This window comes from Clostridium sp. (assembly GCF_050717515.1).
Classification (GTDB): Bacteria; Bacillota; Clostridia; order Clostridiales; family Clostridiaceae; genus Clostridium_AD.
Genome location: NZ_JBOITL010000039.1, coordinates 51986 through 75739, shown reverse-complemented (window position 1 = coordinate 75739; position 23754 = coordinate 51986). Strand labels below are relative to the sequence as shown.

General features: G+C 29.6%; 27 protein-coding genes. All 27 read left to right on the top strand.

Annotated features, from left to right (window positions below; translation table 11 throughout):
- The first annotated feature begins 11 nt into the window (after positions 1–11).
- The 27 genes from ACREV6_RS22430 to ACREV6_RS22300 all read left to right on the top strand — a co-directional run bounded on the left by ACREV6_RS22430 (position 12) and on the right by ACREV6_RS22300 (position 23667).
- A complete protein-coding gene (locus tag ACREV6_RS22430) occupies positions 12–788 on the top strand; it encodes a hypothetical protein (RefSeq protein ID WP_431580271.1) in 777 nt (258 codons plus the stop codon).
- A 5-nt stretch (positions 789–793) separates the two neighbouring features.
- Positions 794–1234: a hypothetical protein gene (locus ACREV6_RS22425; protein WP_431580270.1), complete on the top strand. Its 441-nt coding sequence runs from the start codon at positions 794–796 to the stop codon at positions 1232–1234.
- Positions 1235–1326: 92 nt separating this feature from the next.
- Positions 1327–1647, top strand: coding sequence for a hypothetical protein (locus tag ACREV6_RS22420; protein WP_431580269.1), 321 nt, complete (start codon positions 1327–1329; stop codon positions 1645–1647).
- A gap of 273 nt (positions 1648–1920) precedes the next feature.
- Positions 1921–2478: an elongation factor P gene (gene efp, locus ACREV6_RS22415; protein WP_216296641.1), complete on the top strand. Its 558-nt coding sequence runs from the start codon at positions 1921–1923 to the stop codon at positions 2476–2478.
- Between the two features lie 174 nt (positions 2479–2652).
- Positions 2653–3588, top strand: a complete 936-nt coding sequence (gene spoIIIAA / locus ACREV6_RS22410) for a stage III sporulation protein AA (RefSeq protein ID WP_431580268.1) — start codon at positions 2653–2655, stop codon at positions 3586–3588.
- The gene (spoIIIAB, locus tag ACREV6_RS22405) at positions 3581–4099 is read left to right on the top strand and encodes a stage III sporulation protein SpoIIIAB (RefSeq protein ID WP_431580267.1); all 519 of its coding nucleotides are present in this window, start codon (positions 3581–3583) and stop codon (positions 4097–4099) included. The genes spoIIIAA and spoIIIAB overlap by 8 nt, the downstream gene beginning before the upstream one ends.
- Positions 4100–4115: 16 nt before the next feature.
- Positions 4116–4313 carry a stage III sporulation protein AC gene (gene spoIIIAC / locus ACREV6_RS22400; RefSeq protein ID WP_164955803.1) on the top strand — a complete coding sequence of 66 codons (198 nt, stop codon included), beginning with the start codon at positions 4116–4118 and terminating at the stop codon, positions 4311–4313.
- 60 nt (positions 4314–4373) lie between these two features.
- Positions 4374–4757 (top strand): stage III sporulation protein AD, encoded by a 384-nt coding sequence (gene spoIIIAD, locus ACREV6_RS22395; protein ID WP_431580266.1) that lies wholly within the window; start codon positions 4374–4376, stop codon positions 4755–4757.
- 9 nt (positions 4758–4766) lie between these two features.
- Positions 4767–5915, top strand: a complete 1149-nt coding sequence (spoIIIAE, locus tag ACREV6_RS22390; protein WP_431580265.1) for a stage III sporulation protein AE — start codon at positions 4767–4769, stop codon at positions 5913–5915.
- Positions 5916–5973: 58 nt separating this feature from the next.
- A complete protein-coding gene (spoIIIAF, locus tag ACREV6_RS22385) occupies positions 5974–6567 on the top strand; it encodes a stage III sporulation protein AF (RefSeq protein WP_431580264.1) in 594 nt (197 codons plus the stop codon).
- 116 nt (positions 6568–6683) lie between these two features.
- Positions 6684–7334 (top strand): stage III sporulation protein AG, encoded by a 651-nt coding sequence (gene spoIIIAG / locus ACREV6_RS22380; protein WP_431580263.1) that lies wholly within the window; start codon positions 6684–6686, stop codon positions 7332–7334.
- Positions 7335–7372: 38 nt separating this feature from the next.
- Entirely contained in the window at positions 7373–7876 is a 504-nt protein-coding gene (locus ACREV6_RS22375) for a SpoIIIAH-like family protein (protein ID WP_431580262.1), read from the top strand.
- A gap of 81 nt (positions 7877–7957) precedes the next feature.
- A complete protein-coding gene (locus ACREV6_RS22370) occupies positions 7958–8347 on the top strand; it encodes an Asp23/Gls24 family envelope stress response protein (protein WP_431580261.1) in 390 nt (129 codons plus the stop codon).
- Between the two features lie 289 nt (positions 8348–8636).
- Complete coding sequence (gene nusB / locus ACREV6_RS22365; RefSeq protein ID WP_431580260.1) at positions 8637–9032, top strand: transcription antitermination factor NusB; 396 nt, start codon at positions 8637–8639, stop codon at positions 9030–9032.
- A 171-nt stretch (positions 9033–9203) separates the two neighbouring features.
- The gene (locus ACREV6_RS22360) at positions 9204–10052 is read left to right on the top strand and encodes a bifunctional 5,10-methylenetetrahydrofolate dehydrogenase/5,10-methenyltetrahydrofolate cyclohydrolase (protein WP_431580259.1); all 849 of its coding nucleotides are present in this window, start codon (positions 9204–9206) and stop codon (positions 10050–10052) included.
- Positions 10042–11247: an exodeoxyribonuclease VII large subunit gene (gene xseA, locus ACREV6_RS22355; RefSeq protein ID WP_431580258.1), complete on the top strand. Its 1206-nt coding sequence runs from the start codon at positions 10042–10044 to the stop codon at positions 11245–11247. The genes ACREV6_RS22360 and xseA overlap by 11 nt, the downstream gene beginning before the upstream one ends.
- The gene (locus ACREV6_RS22350) at positions 11247–11477 is read left to right on the top strand and encodes an exodeoxyribonuclease VII small subunit (RefSeq protein ID WP_431580257.1); all 231 of its coding nucleotides are present in this window, start codon (positions 11247–11249) and stop codon (positions 11475–11477) included. Before xseA ends, ACREV6_RS22350 begins: the two co-directional genes overlap by 1 nt.
- A gap of 152 nt (positions 11478–11629) precedes the next feature.
- A complete protein-coding gene (locus tag ACREV6_RS22345) occupies positions 11630–12499 on the top strand; it encodes a polyprenyl synthetase family protein (protein WP_431580256.1) in 870 nt (289 codons plus the stop codon).
- A 269-nt stretch (positions 12500–12768) separates the two neighbouring features.
- Positions 12769–14631 carry a 1-deoxy-D-xylulose-5-phosphate synthase gene (gene dxs / locus ACREV6_RS22340; protein ID WP_431580255.1) on the top strand — a complete coding sequence of 621 codons (1863 nt, stop codon included), beginning with the start codon at positions 12769–12771 and terminating at the stop codon, positions 14629–14631.
- A gap of 35 nt (positions 14632–14666) precedes the next feature.
- Positions 14667–15479, top strand: coding sequence for a TlyA family RNA methyltransferase (locus ACREV6_RS22335; protein WP_431580254.1), 813 nt, complete (start codon positions 14667–14669; stop codon positions 15477–15479).
- Between the two features lie 15 nt (positions 15480–15494).
- Complete coding sequence (locus ACREV6_RS22330) at positions 15495–16376, top strand: NAD(+)/NADH kinase (RefSeq protein ID WP_431580253.1); 882 nt, start codon at positions 15495–15497, stop codon at positions 16374–16376.
- On the top strand, positions 16345–16797 hold the full coding sequence (locus ACREV6_RS22325; protein WP_431580252.1) for an arginine repressor: 453 nt from the start codon (positions 16345–16347) through the stop codon (positions 16795–16797). The genes ACREV6_RS22330 and ACREV6_RS22325 overlap by 32 nt, the downstream gene beginning before the upstream one ends.
- Before the next feature lie 11 nt (positions 16798–16808).
- Positions 16809–18497 (top strand): DNA repair protein RecN, encoded by a 1689-nt coding sequence (gene recN / locus ACREV6_RS22320; RefSeq protein WP_431580251.1) that lies wholly within the window; start codon positions 16809–16811, stop codon positions 18495–18497.
- Positions 18498–18826: 329 nt separating this feature from the next.
- Positions 18827–20041: a SpoIVB peptidase gene (spoIVB, locus tag ACREV6_RS22315; RefSeq protein WP_431580250.1), complete on the top strand. Its 1215-nt coding sequence runs from the start codon at positions 18827–18829 to the stop codon at positions 20039–20041.
- A 203-nt stretch (positions 20042–20244) separates the two neighbouring features.
- On the top strand, positions 20245–21060 hold the full coding sequence (gene spo0A / locus ACREV6_RS22310; protein WP_431580249.1) for a sporulation transcription factor Spo0A: 816 nt from the start codon (positions 20245–20247) through the stop codon (positions 21058–21060).
- A 226-nt stretch (positions 21061–21286) separates the two neighbouring features.
- Complete coding sequence (spoIIM, locus tag ACREV6_RS22305) at positions 21287–21937, top strand: stage II sporulation protein M (RefSeq protein ID WP_431580248.1); 651 nt, start codon at positions 21287–21289, stop codon at positions 21935–21937.
- 548 nt (positions 21938–22485) lie between these two features.
- Entirely contained in the window at positions 22486–23667 is a 1182-nt protein-coding gene (locus ACREV6_RS22300; protein ID WP_431580247.1) for a D-alanyl-D-alanine carboxypeptidase family protein, read from the top strand.
- The last annotated feature ends 87 nt before the right edge of the window (positions 23668–23754 follow it).

Sequence of the window (23754 nt, the reverse complement as noted above, 5' to 3'; positions counted from 1 at the left end):
TGGTGGTGAAAATGAAATTTAGAAGGAATATGCTCCTAGAATTTTCTGCAGAAAGAATTTCAGGTATAGAATTTTCTAAAAACATAATATTAAATAAGGTTAACAATATAGCTTATGTAAATACATATTACAAGGATACTCCAAATATAAAAGATTTTGAAATGGACATAAAGAACAAAAACCTATATGTTCTTGTTGAGGGTGAGACGATTTATATTAAAATGGTAACCCTACCTTTAGTGAAAAAGTACCTGATTAATGATTTGATTAAAAATGAACTAAGATATTATTATAAAGACATAGATCATATTTCATTTACCTATAAGTTTATTAAAAAAGATAAATTTAATATGGAAATATTAGTTTTTTGTCTTAGTGGAAACAACTTAGGCCTATTAGAAAGCTGCATTGATAATAATATAAAATTGAAAAAAGTAAACTTAATTCAATTTTGTTTCAAAAATTATTATTCAAGCAAAATCAATGAAAAAAACTATATATTTGTTTTCTATTATAATTGTATTTTATATTTTTTAATATGCCATAACGATGAAATTGTGGCTAATACTATAGTAAGGGTTGTGGATTTGCACTTATTTAAATTTTCATATGCAATGAATGAGTTTTTAGATAAGTATAATGACTATGCTAAACTATGCAAAAAAATATATTATGCAAATGTAGAAGGGTTAAATATAGAAGGATTCAAATATCTTACATTATCTAAGGTAATATTAGAAAATTTAAAACGGGAACAATTGGTAAAATATATGATAATAAAAGGGTAGATAGTATGGTGAAAAAAACATTCATCCCAAATTGGTACGAAGATAGAAAAAGTGGAATATGGAATAAAAAAGTTAAATTATGTACTAAAATTGTTTTAATAGTAAACATTATTTTGATGAGCCTTATATTAAATATTTCTAATGAGATAAAGAATGCAGAGGGGGAGAAAGCTGGGGAAAATAAAACTATTAATGTTATAGAAACTCGTAAAAAAGATACAGTTATTATTGAAAAATATAAAGGACTCAGCAAGTTTTTTGAGGATAATAATTTCAGCTACCAGAATATAAATATAACAAAAGATAATTTGGAAATAGATATTGAAGTTAATAACTATGAGGAATATATTAATGTGATAAGACAAATAGAAGAGCACTATTCAATTAAAAAATTAACTCCAAACATTAAAAAAGAAGGGAATTTTAACTTCAAAGTTATATTATAGGTATAGTGATGTATAAGAATAGAAAATTTAAAGGGATTTTAACTATTTTAATAATGATAATGGGGATTTTGTCTTTTAAACTAATTTTTGTAATGGATAAAATCCATGGGATTAAAAACCAAAGCGTAGCTAAAACTACAGTGGATAAAAATCTTGTGGTAGTAGAAAAATATGGATACAGTGACATTTTGGAACTTTTAAGAAAAAACAGTGATTTTGGAGTTAAAACTATTAATATGATAGATAAAGATAAATGTAATATGGTTGTAGATTTTATCGGAGATATAAAATTATTGCATACTTCCTTATATTCTTTAAATGAAAGTAAAAATATTTTAAGCATAAATAGTATTAATATTAATAAAGAGGCTAAAACTACAACTATAAGTATTGATTTTAAAAAAAATAAGTAAATTATTTAAATATTACATAATTATATTTGCAAATATCATTAAGTTTTGATAAAATAACATTGTTCCACTGTAATGTTTATATTTACTGTGATTATAAAAAAATTTTAAAAGGATCACCACATATGAAAATTTGAATTATAAACGAGTCAAATTTAAATTTACTGGGATAAAAAAAATTTCTGCAGTATAACTGTAGAAGTTGTATTAATATATCTAATAAGGTTATAATATAATGGGTTATTGAATCAACAATGAATTTTGGAGGGATACTTAATGATTTCAGCAGGAGATATAAGAAAAGGAACCACATTTGATGAAGGTGGACAAGTTTATACAGTAATAGAATTTCTACATGTAAAACCCGGTAAGGGGGCTGCTTTTGTTAGAACTAAATTAAGAAATGTTATTAATCAAGGGGTTACAGAAAAAACATTTAACCCAACTACAAAATTACAAGAGGCAGTTATAGAAAGAAAAGAAATGCAGTACTTATATGCAGCAGATGGATTATACTACTTTATGGATCAAGAAACATATGAACAAATACCACTTAACTATGAAAAAGTTGAAGATGCCATAAAATATTTAAAAGAAAATATGTTTGCTGTAATAAAATTTTATAAAAATGAAGCTTTCTCAGTGGAAGCTCCAAATTTTGTAGAACTAGTTATAACAGCTACTGAACCAGGTGTTCGTGGCAATACGTCTTCAAGTGTAACAAAACCAGCTACTGTAGAAACAGGAGCAATAATTCAAGTTCCAATGTTCGTTAATGAAGGTGAAACTATAAGAATAGATACCAGAAATGGCGACTACATGCTAAGAGTATAAATATAAGTTATAGATTATATATTTGAAAAGAACCTAATTTGGTTCTTTTTTTTTATTCTTTTTTGGAGAAGTACCACATATATTATGTAAAATGAATGGTTTAAGCTAATGATTTTTAGATTTATATGGAATATTTTACAGCAATCCATAATAGAAATTATATATGAGAGGGTGATGAAAATTTTAGTTACAAAAGATTTATTTGAAATATTACCTAAGACTATTAGAAGTAAATTGGAACAGATTAGTAAAATACAGGAACTTGAAGAACTTAGAATAAAAGTAAACAAGCCTATTTTTATTCATATTGGGAATATTGAAGAAATTTGGGACTATATTGCAACGACCGAAGATATTAAATATATAATGCAGAGAATTAGCAATTACTCAATATATGCGTTTGAAGATGAAATCAGACAGGGATATATAACTATAAAAGGTGGACATAGAGTTGGACTATGTGGGATTTGTGTTATTGAGAACAATAGCATAAAAACTATTAAAGATATATCATCTATAAACATAAGAGCATGCAAAGAAATTATTGGCTGCGCTGATAAAGTAATGCCTTATATTATGTACGATAATTCAGTGCGCAATACAATTATTATATCTCCTCCTAAATGTGGAAAAACAACTCTACTAAGAGATATTTCGCGAATTATATCCCAGGGGGATAAAAATAGAAATTTTAATGGTAAAAATGTTTCTATAATTGATGAACGGTCTGAAATAGCAGGCTCCTTTAAAGGCATACCACAAATGGATGTAGGCACTCGTACAGATGTACTAGATAATTGTCCAAAGAGCCAAGGGATAATGATGGCTATTAGAAGCATGTCACCTGACGTTATTATATGTGATGAAATTGGCACTCAAAATGATATGGAAAGTATTTTAATGGCATTAAATTCTGGTATTAGTTTAATTACAACTATTCATGGTTTTGGAATTGAAGATCTGTATAAAAGATTAGTTTTTAAAGATATTATGGAAAATTACGTATTTTCAAGAGGCATAGTGCTTTCTAACAAAAAAGGAATTGGGACAATAGAATGTATTTATGATTTTACTAAAGGCACAGATATATGGAGGTCAGTAAATGATTAAAATAATTGCATGTGCTGTGATTTTAAGTGCTTCAACTTTAGCTGGTTTTATATATAGTGAAAGGTTAAAGTATAGAGTTTTTCAGCTAAATGAAGTTCAAAGAGCAATATATCAACTTCAAAATGAAATAACTTATGTACATGCTCTTTTGCCAGATGCGTTTAAAAGCGTAGCACAAAAAAGCAAAGAGCCTATAGGTGAACTTTTTAATAAAACTAGTGAATTATTATCTGATAATAACTATGAAAATGTATATGAGGCGATGAATAGTGCCATGAATTTAATAAAAAACAGAATATATCTAAACCCTGATGATATAAATGTTATTTTGGATTTATCTAAAACCTTAGGAGAGTCTGATATTGAAGGGCAAATCAGTATATTTTCATTGACAATTGCAAATTTAAAAAAACAAATTAAAATATCAGAAGATTTTATGAATAAAAATATAAGAATGTACAGATATTTAGGCTTTTCTTTTGGGGCAATGATTGTAATAGTATTAATATAGTGGGGAGGTTTTTCTGGTGTTAGATGTTAGTTTGCTGTTTAAAATAGGGGCAACAGGTATTTTGATAATTATTATTGACAAGATTTTAAAAAGTGGGGGTAAGGAAGACATTGCTGTAGTTGCAAATTTAGCCGGAGTAATATTAATTCTTATGATGGTGATAAATCTAGTAAGCAAACTATTTACTTCTGTTAAAACTTTGTTTCAATTTTAGCATAGAGGAGATAATAATTGAAAATTGTTATCTGTTACAGAGAGAAACAGGAGGGGCATTATGGAAATAATTAAAGTTGTTGCATTTGCTTTTATGGCTTTATTTATTGTTTTTATATTTAAAGACAGAAGGGATGATTTAGCTATTCAAGTTAGTATTGCAGCAGGAATATTAATTTTTTTATTTATGATAAACAAACTTACAATAATAATGAGTTTTTTACAAACACTAGCAAATAGGGCCAACATTGATGTTGTTTATTTAAACACAGTTTTCAAAATACTAGGAATTGCCTATTTAGCATCCTTTTGCAGTGAGATTTGCAGAGACGCTGGTGAAAATAGCATTGGCGCAAAAGTTGAGTTTTCTGGGAAAATATTGATATTAGTTTTAGCAATACCTATCTTAATGGCAGTAATGCAATCTATTCTAAAAATAATGTAGAGGTATAATATGAAAAAAATAATAATAATTTTATTGCTTTTAATATGTTTGCCTATTAGTGTACAGGCTACCGAAATAGGTAAAATTGGGGAAAAACAGCAAAAGGAAATAAGCAATTTATATGATTATATTACTAATATAAAAACAAAGTATGAGATATTTAACGATATGCAACCAAAAGCTTTTGTTGATGGCTTTATGAAAACAGGAGAAAATGGTTTTAGTTTAAAAAAGATCTCTAATTACCTTATTAAAGCCACATTTAAAGAAGTTTATGCGTCAATGGAGTTAATTGTGAGTCTTTTAGTTATTGCTATTGTTTGCGCACTACTTAATAATCTCCAAAGTGCTTTTAGTAATGAAAGTTTATCCAATATTGCTTATTTTGCCTGTTATGGTGTAATGATCATTCTCATAACTAAAAGTTTTTATATAGGAGTAGACCTGGCTAAAAACACAATTCAAAGTATGACAGATTTTATGGCAGCACTTATGCCAGTATTAATGATGCTGCTGGCTAGTGTGGGAGGATTTACAGAAGCTACACTGCTGGACCCTGTAATAATGGGCTTTGCTACTATAAGTTCTAGAGTTTATGTGGATATTCTCATTCCTATAATATTTATGGGCTTCGTACTACAATTTGTTAACAATATATCCAGTGATTATAAGATAAGTAATTTAACAAAGCTTTTAAAACAAATTGCTATTTGGGTTCAGGGAATAGTAATGACCGTCTTTATTGGGGTAATTACCATAAGAAGCATAGCAGCAAAAACCATAGATCAAGTTACTATTAAAACAGCAAAATTTGCAGTAGATAATTTTATACCTGTAGTTGGGAAATGTTTATCTGATGCAATTTCTACGGTAGCAGGATATTCGCTCCTTTTAAAAAATGCCATAAGTGGACTAGGCCTGGTTATTATTTTAATAATAGTTTTATTGCCAATTATAAAACTGTTAATTATGTCTTTTATATATAAAGTTACAGCTGCACTAATTGAGCCAATAAGTGATAAACGCATAGTAGATTGTATAAATTCAGTAGGGGATTCTATTATTCTTTTAATGTCCTGTGTAATATCTGTAAGTATAATGTTTTTCATAATGGTGGCAATAATAGCATCTACTGGAAAAGGCATAATGATGGGTTGAAGCAATTAAGCTCTTAACTGTCCACTGTAAACCTATTTATAAAGGGGGTGGTGCTAATTTGATTGAGTTATTAAAAGCCTGGGTAATCAACATCACTATTGCAATGTTTTTTATCACTGCAGTTGAGATGATTTTGCCAGATAATAATATGAAAAAATATGCTAAATTTGTGTTAGGACTGTTGCTAATTGTAGTAATTATAAACCCTATAATAAAGATTTTTAATAAGAATTTTGATTTTTATTCTTATTCCAAGAAAGCAACAAGTTATATGGAATCAAGTACCGTAGTCACAGATATACAAAAGTATAAAGATATTAATATACTAAACACAACTGAGAATTTTAAAGTGAATTTAGAGAAGCAATGTATTATAAATTTACAAGAAGCTTATCCGGAAAATCAGTACAATGCTGATATAGACATTGTTTATGATGATAAAAAGGCAGTATTCAATATTAATAAAATTGAAATTGGAATTGCAGATAAAGGGGTCAGAAATATTAGGAAAATAGAAATTAATACTAAAAGTGTGAATGCGTCTAAAAGAGATATTTTGCAGGGTGAACAAGGGGATAAAATAAAAAGGCTTTTAAGTAGTAAATTTAAAATATCTGCGAGTATTGTTACTGTTTATAAATTAAATTCATAAAACATAGGACTTGCAATTAACATATTCCATAAGGCTCATTAAAATAGAATTGCATACTGATTTTATATTTATATAAATGGGCCTAAGGTTGCAAATAAAAGAAGAGGGGGATTTCTATGAACAATGATGATTTACTTAGTAAATTTACTGAGTATATTAAATCAAAAATAAATGGTGGTGATGACAAAAAGAAAATTGGTAAGGGTAAAAAATCTGACAAGCTACTCGGAAACTTGGTATTAATGATCTTAGTGGCAGTTGTAATAGTTTTAGCTAGTAGTTTTTTCAAAAACACCAGTTCAACGTCAGCTGTCTTAGACGAGACTCAGAAGGATAAAGTTGTAAAAGAAACAAACATTTTGGGATTAAATGATTATGAATCACAATTAGAAAACAAACTTAAATCAACACTGGAACAAATTAATGGAGTTGGAAAGGTACAGCTTATGATCTATTTTGAGAGTGGGGAGGAGAGTGTTCCTGCAGTAAACATAAATGATTCTGAAAGTCTAACAGTAGAAAATGATACCGGAGGAGGGAAAAGAAATACCACTCAAAAAAATGACGGAAGAACGGTTGTTATGTCCAATAACGGAAATGCAAATGAACCACTAATTGTAAAAAAATACAAGCCCATTATTACTGGCGTTTGCGTAGTGGCAGAAGGTTCAAATGAAAAAGTTACTGAACTTAGGATTAGACAGGCAGTAATTAATTTATTTAATTTGCCTGAAAAAAAAGTTAATGTATATCCTATGAATAATTAGCATATAATTTCTTAGAAAGGTAGATGGGGGGAAATATTATGAATAAAAAACAATCTGGTATAATTATTACTTTGGTAGTGCTTATAGTTTGTGCAGCATATCTTGCAACACAGGTAAATGGACCATTATATGTAAATGATGCTGATTTTAGTAAAGAGAAAAGCGCAATATCTTTAAAAGAAAACAAAAGTTCTTCAACCTTTTTTACGGAAGCAATATTATCAAGAGATCAAAACAGTGCAAAAACTCTTCAAAACATTAAAGCACTAATGGATGACGCTAAAACTCCAAAAGAACAAAAGGAAAAGGCTGGGGATGAATACTTAGCTGTATCAAAGTCAACGCAGAATGAATCAGACATAGAAATTGCATTAAAAGCTCAAGGATTTGACCAAGCATTTTGCAGTATAGTAGATGACAAGGTAGAAATATTTGTTAAGAGTGCAAAGAAAGAACTTTCAGAAGAAGAGCTTCGTGCTATTCAAGATGTTGTTATGAGTAAAACAAAGTTAGAGAATATTGATGTTAAGATCAAAGAATAATAATTGTAAATCAAATATTTATCTGCTATAATAAATGTAGCATTATCATGTTTTACCTAAGCTAAACAAGGGGGTACTAATATGGAAGATAAAATTTTAAATGAAACAGAAATGGGTACTGTTAAGATATCAGAGGATGTAGTTAGTGTTATAGCGGGACTCGCTGTTGCTGAAATACAGGGAATTGTTGGAATGAGTGCTAGTCTTGTTGGTGGAATAACTCAAATATTAAGTGGTAAGAAAAATTTATCTAAAGGCGTTAAAGTCAATGTAGGAGAAAATAGTGCAGTAATTGATTTACACATTGTAGTTGAATATGGAGTTAAAATTCCAGAAGTAACGGAGAAAGCACAAATAAATGTAAAAAAATCTGTAGAGCTAATGACTGGCCTTGCAGTTTCAGCAGTAAATGTGTATGTACAAAATGTTGTACTACCCAAAACAGAAAAGGTAGAGGAAATAGAATCATAGTAAGAAACACCCTCTCTAATCAGAGGGTGTTTCCACGTTAAATCATCACCTTCGCAGCTGCAATATTAACGACTTCAGAAGGAAATTTAGACATCTATTGAAGTTTTCTTTTTCTTGTAGTATGTGCCTCCACTTAATATAGGTGGGAGACCTTCCTTCTGAAATGTCGTTAAAAATATGTGAATTTGGACATAATTATAATTAGTTCCATAATAATTCAATTAAAACTAATTTTATATTTTTATGGTGATTATTATGATATAAGATAGAAAAACTAGGAGGATTACTAATGAATAGAAGAAAGTCAAGAGAAGTAGCAATGAAATTACTTTTTGAAATGTCAATAAATAAAGAGAGTTATGAGGATATAATTGAAAACTTCAAAGAGTATACAGATGTGGATTTAAAAGAAATTGATATGTCATATATTACAATGGTCCTGGCGGGAATTCATGAACATGGGGTGGAAATTGATAAAAATATTGAAAAGTATCTAATTAAGTGGAAATTGGATAGACTATCAAAAATGAATCTAGCTATTTTAAGAATTAGTACATATGAAATACTATTCGAGGAAGATATACCAGGTGTGGTTTCTGTAAACGAAGGGATAGAGCTTGCTAAGAAATATGGAGAAGATAGTTCCCCAGCTTTTATAAATGGTATCTTAGCAAAAATGATTTAAAAGTTTGGCTTAAATGTCGAAGCCTTTCGTATTAATGGTAGAGGAATCATCTTGGAAATAGACTAGATATATGCTAGTCTATTTTATTTTATTACTATAAAAGAGGAATTTTGAAATTATAAGAGAAATCTCTTATAATAATTAATGTTTCAACCAAAAGGAGAGGATAATATGGGAATTAAAGTTAATGGGAAAATAATAGTTGAAAAATACAGAGATGAAATTAAGGCAGTTATAAGCGAAGGTAAATTAAAGGGGCTAAGGGCGCCTTCAATTAAAACCATTTTAGTTGGGGACGATGGCGGGTCCTTGTCATACGTAAAAAGTCAGAATAATCTCTGTGATAAATTGGGTGTTTCATATAGTTGTATTCATTTGGATAAAGACGTTTCCGAAAAAGATATTATAGAGCTTATAGAAAAATTTAATGAAGATAATAGTGTAGACGGTATAATACTTCAATTGCCCTTACCAAAAAAATATAATGAGAAAGAAATTACTTCTAAAATTTCAGATAAAAAGGATATTGATGGATTAACTGATAAGAATATGGGCAGATTTTATAAGGGAGAGAAGTGTTTTATGCCTTGTACTGCTTTAGGGGTAATTGAAATGATTAAAAATACTGGTTGCGTTATTAAAGGAAAACATGCTGTTGTTTTAGGTAGAAGCAATATTGTAGGGAAACCAGCAGCTCAATTACTACTTAATGAAGATGCAACAGTAACTATATGTCACTCTAAAACACAAAATTTAAAAGAAGTTTGTAAAACAGCAGACATAATAGTTGCGGCTATTGGTAGACCGGGGTTTGTTACAGGCGATTTTATTAAAGAAGGAGCAGTTGTTATAGATGTTGGAACTACAATGGTAGATGGTAAAATTACAGGGGATGTAAATTTTTACGATGTAATTGATCATGCAAGCTTTGTTACCCCTGTACCAGGTGGAACGGGGCTAATGACTACTACAATGCTTATTAAAAATGTTTGTTCCGCCTGGAGGAATAATGTTTATTAAAGTAATAACAGTAACTGCCCTTAATGGATATATAAAAAAAATAGTAGATAGTGATTTTATATTAAACAATGCGAATGTTAAAGGCGAGCTATCTAATGTAAAAATACATTCTAGTGGGCACATATATTTTTCATTAAAAGACGAATTTGGAAAGATAAATTGTGTAATGTTTAAATCACAAACACATAAACTTAAAATCACCCCTAGAGATGGCATGAATGTTATTGTTCGTGGCAGGGTTTCTGTTTATGAACGTGAGGGAGCATATCAGATTTATTGTAATGATATAGAGGCAGACGGAGAAGGGCAGTTATATTTAGCTTTTCAAAATCTTAAGGAAAAATTAGAAAAACAAGGATTATTTGCAGTTGAACACAAAAAAAATATACCTTCATTTCCTACTAAAATAGGAATAATCACATCACCAACTGGCGCTGCAATCAAGGATATTATTAATGTGGCTACAAGACGTAACGCATTGGTTAACATTCTAATATATCCAGCCCTAGTTCAAGGGGTAAATGCAAGCGCGGAGGTTGCAGGTGGTATAAAATATTTTAATAGCACAAAAAATGTTGATTTAATTATTATTGCAAGAGGTGGAGGCTCTATAGAGGAATTATGGGCATTCAATGAAGAGAACCTAGCTCACGCAATTTACGATTCTAAAATACCTATAATTACTGGAATTGGCCATGAAACAGACTTTACTATAGCAGATTTTGCAAGTGACTACAGAGCGCCAACTCCATCAGCAGCAGCTGAAATTGCTGTGAAGAATATAAAGGATTTAAATAATGAAATTAAAGCACTTAGAGAATTATTATTGAGATCTGTGGAATCTAAGTTAACCAAGGAATACAATAAAGTTAATTTACTAAATAAATCACTAAAGATAAATAATCCTTTAAATTATATAGTTAATCAATATATTCGTATAGATAATTTAAAAGAAAATTTAAGTTATAAATTTAATGTGGTTATTTCATTAGAAAAGCAGAAACTTTCAAAGTTCAATGCTCTTTTGCAGGCACACAATCCCTTGAATGTATTAAATAAGGGCTATGCACTATTGCAAAACAATGAAAATAAAGTTATTAGTGAAATTAGCAATTTGAATAATATAAAACAGGTGAAAATCACCTTAAAAGATGGTAGTGCGGAGTTTAAAATAAGCAATTTGGAGGAATTTTAATGGCAAAGAAAAAAGAATCCTATGAAAATATGATGGTCAGACTTGAAGAAATTGTAGATGTCATGGATGAAAATGAAATTACACTAGAACAGACTATGAATATTTATGAAGAAGGTATAAAAATCTGCAACAGTTTATATAAAATTTTAAATGATACAGAAGGTAAAATAAAAGTACTAACAGCTGAAGGTGAAAAAGAATTTGTAGCTCAACCAGAAGCGGTTAAATAGGAGACTTTCCTTCTAAAATGACCTTAAGAATTAATTTAGGCACATGAAAATAAATAACAAATCAAAATAGAGTAGCATATGCGCTTGTTATTTATTTTCATGTGCCTTAAACTATATTATTTCCACAATTTATAAAGAAAAGAAGGGATAAAATGAATACAAAATCCATTAAAGATACATTAGAACAGTGGATAAGCGATTATTTTGATGATAAGCCTGAAATTGACAATAGAAATTTCGAAGCAATGATTTATAGCATAAAAGTTGGAGGGAAAAGAGTTAGACCGATTTTAATGCTTCTTACATATGCTATGTACAAGAATGATTATAAAGATATAATGCCTTTTGCAGCGGCGCTTGAGATGATTCATACATATTCTCTTATTCATGATGATCTGCCTAGTATGGATAACGATGATTTGCGTAGAGGAAAACCTACTAATCACAAAATTTACGGGGAAGGAATAGCGATATTGGCAGGAGATGGACTATTAAATGAGGCCATGATAATAATGCTAAATCAGTGTTTAGATGGAAATTTAAACAAAATTAAAGCAAGCACAACCATAGCAACTGCTTCTGGATCTCAAGGAATGATAGCTGGTCAAATTTGCGATATTTTAAGTGAAGGCATCGCAATATCTGAGGAAGAGCTTCTTTATATGCATAGAAATAAAACAGGCCAACTAATTAAAGTGGCAATAGTGAGTGGTGCAATTCTTGCAAATGCATCGGTGGAAGATTTAGAGGATTTAAGTGAGTATGGTGAAAAATTAGGCCTGGCCTTTCAAATAAGAGATGATATATTAGATGTAATTGGAGATGTTGATGTCCTGGGTAAAAATGTAAAAAGCGATGAGTGTAATAATAAAACAACTTTTATAACCATGTATGGCTTAGAAAAGTGTAGGTCAAAGTGCAATGATTTAACCCAGGAATGTTTTCAAATATTAAAAAAACTTGAGGCAGATACAAAATATTTAGAAGAAATCACAGAATTTTTATTGAAAAGGGAATTTTGAAAATAACTATTTATTGCGATTAATGATAACCTTCTAAAATCCTTAATATGTAGCACAGCAGGTGATGATTTAAGTGGAAATAGATTTTGAATTAAATATTATTATATGATATAATGTCCCCATAAATGTGGGCAAAATAAAATCAATACCTTAGTAGTATTCATACATTCCTATTATGAGTTTCTTATAATAAGTTTCTTTTAATAAATTTGTGTGATATTATTTTGGAGATTTTTTAATATTATAATTAATAAAGAAGGTAGAGAAATATGAGTAGAATTTTAGATGATTTTAATGATATAAATACAGTGAAAAAAATGTCTATAGAAGAATTGAATATGTTTGCAGTGGAAATTAGAAATTTTCTAATTGAAAAAGTTTCTAAAACGGGAGGGCATTTAGCTTCAAATTTAGGTATAGTAGAATTAACCCTAAGCTTATACAATGTTTTTGATTTAGATAGTGATAAAATAATATGGGACGTAGGGCATCAATCTTATGTGCATAAAATTCTTACAGGCAGAAAAGATAAATTTGATACACTTAGAAATTTTGATGGACTCAGCGGATTTCCTAAAAGAGAAGAGAGTAAATATGATAGCTTTGAAGCAGGACATAGTAGTACTTCTATTTCTGCAGGGCTTGGTATGGCAAGAGCTAGAGATCTGCAAGGTAAAGATTATGATGTTATTTCAGTAATAGGTGATGGTGCGCTTACAGGCGGGATGGCAATGGAGGCTTTAAATGATGTAGGATTTAGGAAAACTAAAATGATTATTGTACTTAATGATAATCAAATGTCTATTTCTAAAAATGTTGGAGGAATATCTAAGTACCTAAGTGGATTTAGAATTGATCCAACTTATAATAGATTAAAAAAAGAAATAAATTCTACCCTTAGAAAAATTCCTACTGTAGGCAATGGTATGGCCAAATCAATTCATAAAATTAAGGATGGAATTAAACAGGTTGTTGTTCCGGGTATGTTATTTGAGCATATGGGTATAAAATATTTAGGCCCTATAGATGGACATGATATTAAAGCAGTAAGTAAGGTTTTAAAGCTAGCTAAAAATACAGAGGGACCAGTAATTATTCATGTTATAACAAAAAAGGGGAAGGGCTATAAATTTGCTGAAAACCAGCCACGTAAATATCATTCAGTAGGCCCATTTAACCCCTTAATTGGAGAGTTATGTGGTAGTTCTAAGGAAAGTTACTCAGATGGATTTGGGGAGCAGGTTGCACTCCTTGCAAAGGAAAACAAAAATATAGTTGCAATAACAGCTGCTATGCCTGAAGGTACTGGGCTAGAGAAGTTTTCAAAACAGTTTCCTAATAGGTTTTTTGATGTAGGGATTGCGGAGCAACATGCAGTTACTATGGCGGCAGGAATGGCATCACAAGGTTTAAAACCTATTTTTGCAGTTTACTCCACTTTTCTTCAGAGGGCTTATGACCAAATTGTACATGATGTATGCATTCAAAAGCTACCCGTTATTTTTGCCATAGATAGAGCTGGCATAGTTGGCCAAGATGGGGAAACACACCAAGGTATATTTGATCTATCTTACTTATCTCATATTCCTAATATGACAATTATGGCTCCAAAATGTATCAGTGAACTTAAGTCAATGCTCACTTTTGCAGTTAAACAAGATTATCCAATTGCTATAAGATATCCTAGGGGAGGAGACAATCCCAATATTAGCATGTCAGCTATTCAAAATTTTAAAAGAGGAAAATGGGAGATTCTTTTCCAAGGCGGTAAAATAGCATTAGTAGCTACAGGCAAAATGGTCCAAAATGCTGTTTTAGTTAGAGAAAAACTGAAAGACATGGGAGTAGAAGTTACAGTAATTAATGCCTGCTTTATTAAGCCCATTGATGAAGCACTAATTTCAGAGTTAGTCTATAAAAAATATTCAATAGTAACTATAGAAGATAACATTGTCCATGGAGGATTAGGTTCCTTAGTACTAGAATATGTAAACACACTTGAGGAGAAAACAAAGGTTATTAATTTAGGTTTTAAAGATGAATTTATTCCTCATGGAACAGTTGATATATTATATAAATTATATAAACTAGACGCTTCTGGAATTTTCCAAAGCATTCTAAAGTTAATTTAAACAATCCACTTTAGTGGATTTATAAGGAGTTTTTCATGATAGAAAATAAAGAGAGATTAGATGTTCTTGTAGTCCAAAGGGGAATTTTGTTTTCTAGAGAAAGAGCAAAGGAAAATATTATTGCTGGTAATATATTTGTGGATGGAATTATAACTCGCAAATACGGAAAAAAAATAGATTTATCATCCAAGATTGAATTTATTGGAGAAGATATTCCTTATGTAAGCCGAGGGGGATTAAAACTTAAAAAGGCTATAGACTCCTTTCACATTGACCTTAAAGATAAAGTATGCCTGGACATAGGAGCATCCACAGGAGGGTTTACAGACTGCATGCTGCTGCATGGAGCATGCAGAGTATACTCTATAGATGTTGGAACCGACCAATTAGATAAGAAGCTGCGATGCGATGCGCGAGTAGTGTCAATGGAAAATACAAACATAAGGTATTTAAGCCTGGATAGTATAGGGGAACTTGCCGACTTTGCAAGTATTGATGTGTCATTTATATCGCTGGAAAAAATTATTCCAAATTTGCTGGGCCTATTAAAAAATAATGCTAGTGGTGTAGCACTATTAAAGCCACAATTTGAAGTAGGCGTAGGCAAAGTTAATAAAAAAGGCGTGGTTAAAAAACAGAGTCAACATATAGAGGTGATAACTAGAGTTTTGAATTTATTGGAAGAACTCAATGTAAATGTTATCAATATGGATTACTCATCAATAAAAGGACCAAATGGTAACATTGAATATTTAATTTATTTTACAAAATCTAAAGATCATTATGTGAATTATAAGGTGGAAAATATAGAACTATTAGTTAGTGAAGCCCATAAAAATTTAAATTAGGGGTAAGGGGGAACTATGAAAAGCATTGGCATTAATATAAATACCACAAAGGACAAAGAGGGCAAAATAATTAAATATGTAAAAAATATTATTAGCAAATATATTGATGAAACTAACATATTTATGTTTAAAGATTCAATTGGTCTTGAAAATATAAAATATAAGGATTTAGATATTATTATAGCATTAGGTGGAGATGGAACTATTTTAAGAACATCTAGAAATTTAAATAACTCGAGTATTCCAATACTCGGAGTGAATATAGGTAATTTAGGGTTTCTTTCCAGTGTGGAGCTAAACGAATTTGAAAAGGCTATGAAAAAACTTATTGAAGATGATTATTATGTGGAAGACAGAATGATTCTCAATTGTACATTGCCTGGTAGAGATAATCAAGAAGAATATACTGCTTTAAATGATATAGTAGTATCGAAGGGGACGCTAGCCAGAGTTGTTAAATATGAACTTCACATAGATAGTAAGTTCTATATTGATTTTACGGGGGATGGGCTAATAATAGCTACGCCAACAGGTTCTACAGCATATTCCCTATCAGCAGGTGGTCCTATAATTTATCCTAATCTAGATGTTATAGCTGTAACACCTATTTGCCCATTATCACTATCTATGAGAACTATAGTGCTGGACTGTAAAAGTGAAATATCTATAAACATAAAAAGTGAACATGAAAGTATATTTTTGACACTGGATGGACAACGTGCGATAAAGCTAAATAACTATGAGAAAATATTAGTAAGTGTTTCAAATGAAAAATGTAGATTGGTGAAATTTAATGATTATAATTATTTTGAAATTTTAAGAAAAAAAATAATTTCTAGAACTACAGATTGCGAGGGAGAAAAAAATGAAGATTGCACGTCATGCGAAAATAATTGAAATCATTCAGGCTAGAGAAGTTGAAACTCAAGAACAGCTAGCAGAGCAGCTAAGAAGTAAAGGTTTTGATATTACTCAAGCAACAGTTTCTAGAGACATAAAAGAATTAAAATTAATTAAGGTTATGAATTCACATGGAACTCACAAATATTCTACTATTTCTCCAGAGGATAGTTTCTTATCAAATAAATTGGTTAATATTTTTTGTCAAACCGTGCTTTATGTTGACCATGTAGATAAATTTATAGTTTTAAAAACTATAGCAGGAGCTGCTCCTGCTGCTGCTGAAGCTTTAGATTCTTTAAAATTCAATGGTATTGTAGGAACTTTAGCTGGGGATAATACTGTTTTTATTTTAGTTAGGCGCGAAGAAGATACAAAAGAGATAGTTCAAAAAATCAAAAAAATGATTAGCGAATAGGAGGAGTCAGTATGCTCCTACAATTAAATATTAAAAATTTTGCTCTAATTGAAAATTTAAGTATTAATTTTGAAGGGGGATTTAACGTGCTTTCTGGTGAAACAGGAGCAGGAAAATCAATTTTGATTGATGCTATAAATTATGTATTAGGTGGGAAATTCAATAAAAACACAATTAGGACAGGGGAAAATAAAACTTATGTTGAAGCTATATTTACCATCGATAATAAAAATAATAAAAGTGCACTAGATGAGATGGAAATTGATTATGAAGACATGGTAATTGTAAGTCGCGAAACATTTCAATCTGGAAAAAGTATTGCTAAAGTTAATGGTAAATCATTGCTACTATCAAAGGTTAAATATATTAGTAAGACCTTACTTGATATTCATGGTCAACATGATAATCATAATTTATTAGATAGTGGTAATCATATATTTTATGTGGATTCCTTTGGGGATGATAAGATTAATGCGGTTCTTGTTATATATAATGAGAAATATGCAAGGCTTACTGAGATTAAAAACAGGATTCACAAGCTTGAAGGAAATGAAGGCCAGCGTGAAAAGAGAATTGATTTCTTAAATTACCAAATAGAAGAAATTAAGAGCGCTAATATAAAAATTGGTGAAGACTCAGAACTTTTAGAAAAATATGCAATCATCAGTAATGCTGAGAAATTGGAGAAACATTTATCAAAAAGTTATGGATTGTTGTATATTAACGATGAGGAAAATACTTCTGTTTTTTACAATTTAGCTATTGCTATTAAGGAACTCCGAACCATAGAAAAACATTTGGAAAAGATAAAAACAATTACGGATTCTATAGAAGAAAGCTACTATAATATAGAAGAAAATATTACAGACCTCCGAAACTTAAAAGAGACAATTTATTATGATGAAAAAGAATTAGAATATTTGAATAGCAGAATAAATCAAATTAACATTTGCAAGAGGAAGTATGGACCCACTATTGAAGACATTTATGAGTATAAAGAAAAAATTGAAGCTGAATATGAAGAATTAACTAATAGTGGTGAAATAATCAGTGGTCTTCAAAAAGAAAAAATAGTTTACGAGGGTGAAATGAGGATTTTAGGCAGTGAGATTCATGAAATTAGATGTGATATTTCAAAAGATCTTCAAGATAAAATTAAAGATGAATTAAATTATATTGGACTTGAAAAAAGTAAATTTTACATAGAAGTAAAATTGCAAGATGAATTTTATGAAAATGGATGTGATAAGGTTCAATTTTGTATATCTACTAACCCAGGAGAACCACTGAGTCCACTGGAAGATATAGTGTCTGGGGGAGAATTATCGCGAATAATGCTTGCTCTTAAAACAGTATTCGTTGATAAGGATGAAATACCTACTGTTATATTTGATGAAATAGATACTGGTATTAGTGGTAGAATTGCACAATGTGTTGCCGAAAAAATGTATTTAATATCTAAAAATCATCAAATTTTTTGCGTAACTCATTTGCCGCAAATAGCTAGTATGGCAGATACGAATTATTTAATATCCAAAAACGTTAAAAATGATAAAACTTATACTAGTATTATAAAAATGAATGATGGTGAAAAACAACAAGAAATAGCTAGAATGATAGGTGGGACCGAGGTTACAAAATTAACTTTAGAAAATTCTAAAGAAATGATAAATATGGCAAAAAAACAAAAGTCTATTTAATTTAAAAAAACAATATAGTAATAAAAATATCTTTTATAGGGAAAAATAAAGTCACCATTGGTGGCTTTATTTTTTTTATTGGTGGTTTTAATTTTTAAAAAACCATAGTAAACAAGAAAATAATGTTGGTATTTATATAATAAAAAATTTTCACCTATGTGATTATAAAGAAATGTGAAAATAATTGAAATACAGAACAATTTTTTTAATTTATGATAAATTAGTTTTCAATCTATTTCTTTGACTATTATTGAATTAATATTATAGGATAATGTGGAGAATTGGAGGGTAAATTAAAGTCATAACTATAAGAGAAGGAGGTAAAGTACATGAAGAAAAAATTAAATTTAGTATGCTTGATTATGATACCTCTAGTAATTATTACTTTAAGTGCATATTTTAAAGCTCAAAACAATATTGTTGCCAGAGCCCATATACCAATGGATTCTAACCAAATTACAAAAATGAAACAAGTAAAAGACAGTATCTCTATTAGTACAAATATAATTAACACAAACAAAGATGTATACGTAAATTCCTCAGAGCGTTTAGAAGTGAAACCCATTTTCGCAAAAAACAAAGCAGAAATTATGGTTTATCCAGGAGGACAACCAATTGGTGTTAAATTAAACATTAAAGGTGTCTTAGTTGTAGCTTTATCTGATATTGATAGTGTGAAAGGCAAAATAGCAAGTCCGGCAGCAACTTCAGGTGTGCAAATAGGAGATAGCATAATAAAAATAAATGATGATGAAATAAATCATGCCGAAGATGTAACAAGATTTATAAATAGAGAAAGTAACTCAGAAATCACTCTTAAAATACAACGAAAAAACAATTCAAACACTTTTGAAATCAAGGTTAAACCTGCAGTTGATTCTAAAGATGGGAAGCGAAAACTAGGACTATGGGTAAGGGATTCAACAGCTGGCGTTGGAACACTAACTTTATATGATGATAAAACTAAAAAATTCGCGGCGCTGGGTCACCCTATTACAGATGCTGATACTGGAACAATACTAAGTGTGAGTAATGGAGTAATTGTATCATCTAATATTGTATCTATAAAAAAAGGAACAAGAGGGAATCCAGGAGAATTAAGAGGCCTTTTTATTGATGAAAATAAAACTAAAGGACAAATAATAAGTAACACAGAATGTGGTATATTTGGGGATGGAACTAAAAGCCTTATAAATAGTAAATTTAGTAAGCCTATGAAAATAGGTCTAAGAAATGAAATTAAAGAAGGGAAAGCTGAAATTTTAACTACTATAAATGGTAATGAACCAGAATTGTTCCAAATAGAAATTCAGAAACTATTATCTCAAAATACATCTGGATCTAAAAGCATGATTATTAAAATTACAGACCCTAGGCTTTTAGAAAAAACTGGAGGTATAGTGCAGGGTATGAGCGGTAGTCCAATAATTCAAAGCAATAAAATTATTGGAGCGGTTACCCATGTTTTAATTAACAAGCCTGACATGGGATATGGAATATATATAGAGTGGATGCTTAAAGATGCGGGCATATTATCAAAATAACTAGCAATTTTAAAAAAAAAGAGGTAAAATAGAAATTAAAAGGTAAAGGATAGCAAATGCTATCTTTTATTTTGCAAATATTAATAAATAATTATTTATTTGTAAATTTTTTCAATATTAGAAGGAATTAAAATTCTTTTGTCGAATTTATAATTTGTTAAGTTATGGTAAATAGTAATTTATTTGTAAGGGGGAGTTATAATATGGAAGAACCTAGAATTAGTGTACTGATTGCAGATGATAATAAAGAATTCTGTAATATATTAAATGATTATCTGTTAAGTCAAAGGGATATTGTGGTTACAGGCATTGCGAAAGACGGGATAGAAGCTCTTAAATTAATAAAAGAGAGAAAACCTGATTTAGTAGTACTAGACATAATAATGCCTCATTTAGATGGTCTTGGTGTACTAGAGAGATTGGGAGGCATGGATCTTGATCCAATACCTAAAATAATAGTATTATCTGCGGTAGGTCAAGATAAAATTACTCAAAGAGCTATTACTTTGGGAGCAGATTATTATGTAGTAAAACCTTTCGATATGGATGTTTTTACAAAAAGAATAAGACAGATGTTTAATAATACAATTTCAAGTGATCATACTAAGAAATCAATTTCATTTATTGACACAAATGAACCTAGAAAAACTAGTCGTAATGAACCAATGGACTTAGAAGCTGAAATCACAAGTATAATTCATGAAATTGGTGTTCCGGCTCATATTAAAGGTTATATGTATCTAAGAGAAGCAATAACTATGGTAGTAAACGACATTGAACTTTTATCTGCAGTAACAAAAGAGTTATATCCATCTATTGCTAAAAAATTCAATACAACTGCTAGTAGAGTAGAGAGAGCAATAAGGCATGCTATAGAAGTAGCCTGGGGACGTGGTCAAGTTGAAACTATAAATAAGATATTTGGTTATACCATACACAATGCTAAAGGAAAGCCAACCAATAGCGAATTTATAGCTATGGTAGCTGATAAGCTAAGATTACAAAATAGAGTAAGTTAATAAATAATATAACCTATGTGTACTATGCACATAGGTTATATTATTTTTAGATTATAATAAACTATAGAATTAATATAAAAATTACTAAGTAGGCATATAACCCTCTTTGATATCATAAATATGAATTAAGTTATAATATTAATATTATAATTATCTGCGTTAAATTTTATAATCAACCAGGAGTACTAATAAACAAGAAAAGTGATTAACAAAGGGGGAGAAATTTATGTCATCTAATACACTAATAAGTAATATAAACAAGCACATACAAGAAAATTTTTGGTTATATATTATAAGTATTCTTTGTGTATTTACAGGTATAATTTTAGGAATCTATAGTGTGAAATACATGGGGCAAATTGAACAAAATGATTTAGTAAATTATTTGATGAATTTTATTGACCCTTCGAATACAAATGGCATTAGTTATAAATTGATATTTTTTCAATCACTTAAAAATAATCTACCTGTGATTATTTTTATTTGGTTTTTAGGCTTGACTATTGTGGGAATACCAATAATCATAATCATTGATTTATTGAAGGGATTTACAGTAGGATTTACATTTAGTTTTATGATTAGTGGCCTTGGAAAAAATGGAATTGGAATTGCAGTATTAGGGGTTCTGCCTCAAAATTTGATTTATATTCCATGTATTATTTTTGCATCTGTAGTATCAATGGAATTTTCTATAATGTTACTTAAAGACAAGTTTAATAAACAAGGGACAAGTAGTATATCTAGCAGGATAATATATTACAGTATAATATTTATTGTACTAATAGCGTTCTTATTTATAGGGATAATTATAGAATCTTATGTTGCACCATATTTTATAAAAAAACTCATTAATAATTTGGGAAGCGTAAGCAAATGAAGCACAAGGAGTTATGGCGGTTTGTAATGTTAACGATTAAATGCTTTGTTATTTTACTAGTAATTGGGATTTTATTGCCTAAAGCTGTAGATTACATGCTTCAAAGTTTAATTAATAATACGAAAATTTATAGAAATTCTATATTTGTTTACAAATTAGTTGATAAAAATTATAAATTAGTTTATAACTATATTCTCACATTTTACTTATTTTTTAAAGGTTAAATCATAAGCTTCGAAGCTACAAATCAAATTTATTCAACTATAAAGAAAAAAAGTAAAATGGAAGTAATTTATAACAGCATACATCCTAGGCATAAGACAAATAGAACTTAATGACATTTCAGAAGGATATGACTTAACAAAAAAAACCAGCTTTCAAATATGAAGGCAGGTTTTTGTTTTATGAGTATAATATTTTTTTAACTTTATTTTAATATATAGTGATAATATTGTGGTAACTTGGTAAAAATAATGATATAAATTTTAAGCAAGGTAGATAGCACTTAATAATTGTTGTCTAGCGGAAAAAACATGAGGAGGATACATATGAAAAGAAGTATTAAAAATGTATTATGTTTAATTTTATCGTTAATTTTTACAGCACAGGTTTTTACAATCTCAGCAAAGGCAGAAGGCGAAAATAAGGCTAATAGTGGAATTATAGTAGAAGCAAAGTCGGCACTACTAATGGAACCGTCTAGTGGCAAAATAATATATGAAAAAAATTCTCATGAAAAATTTGCTCCAGCCTCAGTAACTAAAATAATGACTATGCTACTTGCTATGGAGGCTATAGATGCAGGCAAGATTAAATTACAAGATAAAATAACTATTAGTGAAAACTCAAAAAAAATGGGTGGAAGTAGTATGATACTTGACACTGGTGAAATTAGAACTGTGGAAGAAATATTAAAAGGGATTGCTATTGCATCTGGAAATGATGCAGCAGTGGCAATGGCTGAGTATTTAGGGGGCAGTGAAGGTGCATTTGTATCTATGATGAATGAAAAAGCGAAAAGTCTCAATATGAGTGATACTGCTTTTAAAAACTGTACAGGACTCAGTGCAGATGGACATCTTACTTCGGCCTTCGATATTTCAATTATGTCTAGAGAACTATTGAAATATCCTAAAATATTGAAATACTCAGGAACTTATATGGAAACTATTACTGAGGGTAGAAAGACACCTATAGGTCTTGTAAATCACAATAAGCTTGTTAGATTTTTTGATGGTTGCGATGGACTTAAAACTGGATTTACAAACGAGGCAAAATACTGTATATCCGCTACTGCATTAAGAAACAATGTAAGAATGCTAGCAATAATTATGGGTGCACCAACTTATAAAATAAGAAATAGTGATGCTAGCATGTTAATGAACTACGGATTCTCTAAATTTGAAACTAAAAAAGTGATTACAAAAGACGAAGAATTAGAAAAAATACCTTTAAATAAGAAAGGGGATAAGTTTCTAATGGCTAAAGCACAAGATAATTTTCTTATAACTCTTGAAAGAGGTAGGAAAAATGAAATCACCAAAAAAATTGTTATAGAGGAAGGACTTAAAGAGTATAAAAAAGGTGTAGCAATTGGATTATGTGAAATATATGTTGATAATGAATTATTTGGTAAGATTATTATCTATAGTGATAGAGATATTAAAAAATCTAGAGTATGGGATAATATTAAAAATAATTTTACAGACCTATTTGACAGGGCAATTTAAATTAATACACTTATTGTATATAAAACTATAGCTTCTAGGCAAAAACTTATTTGCTTAGAAGCTGATTTTTTATAAAACGGTATATTT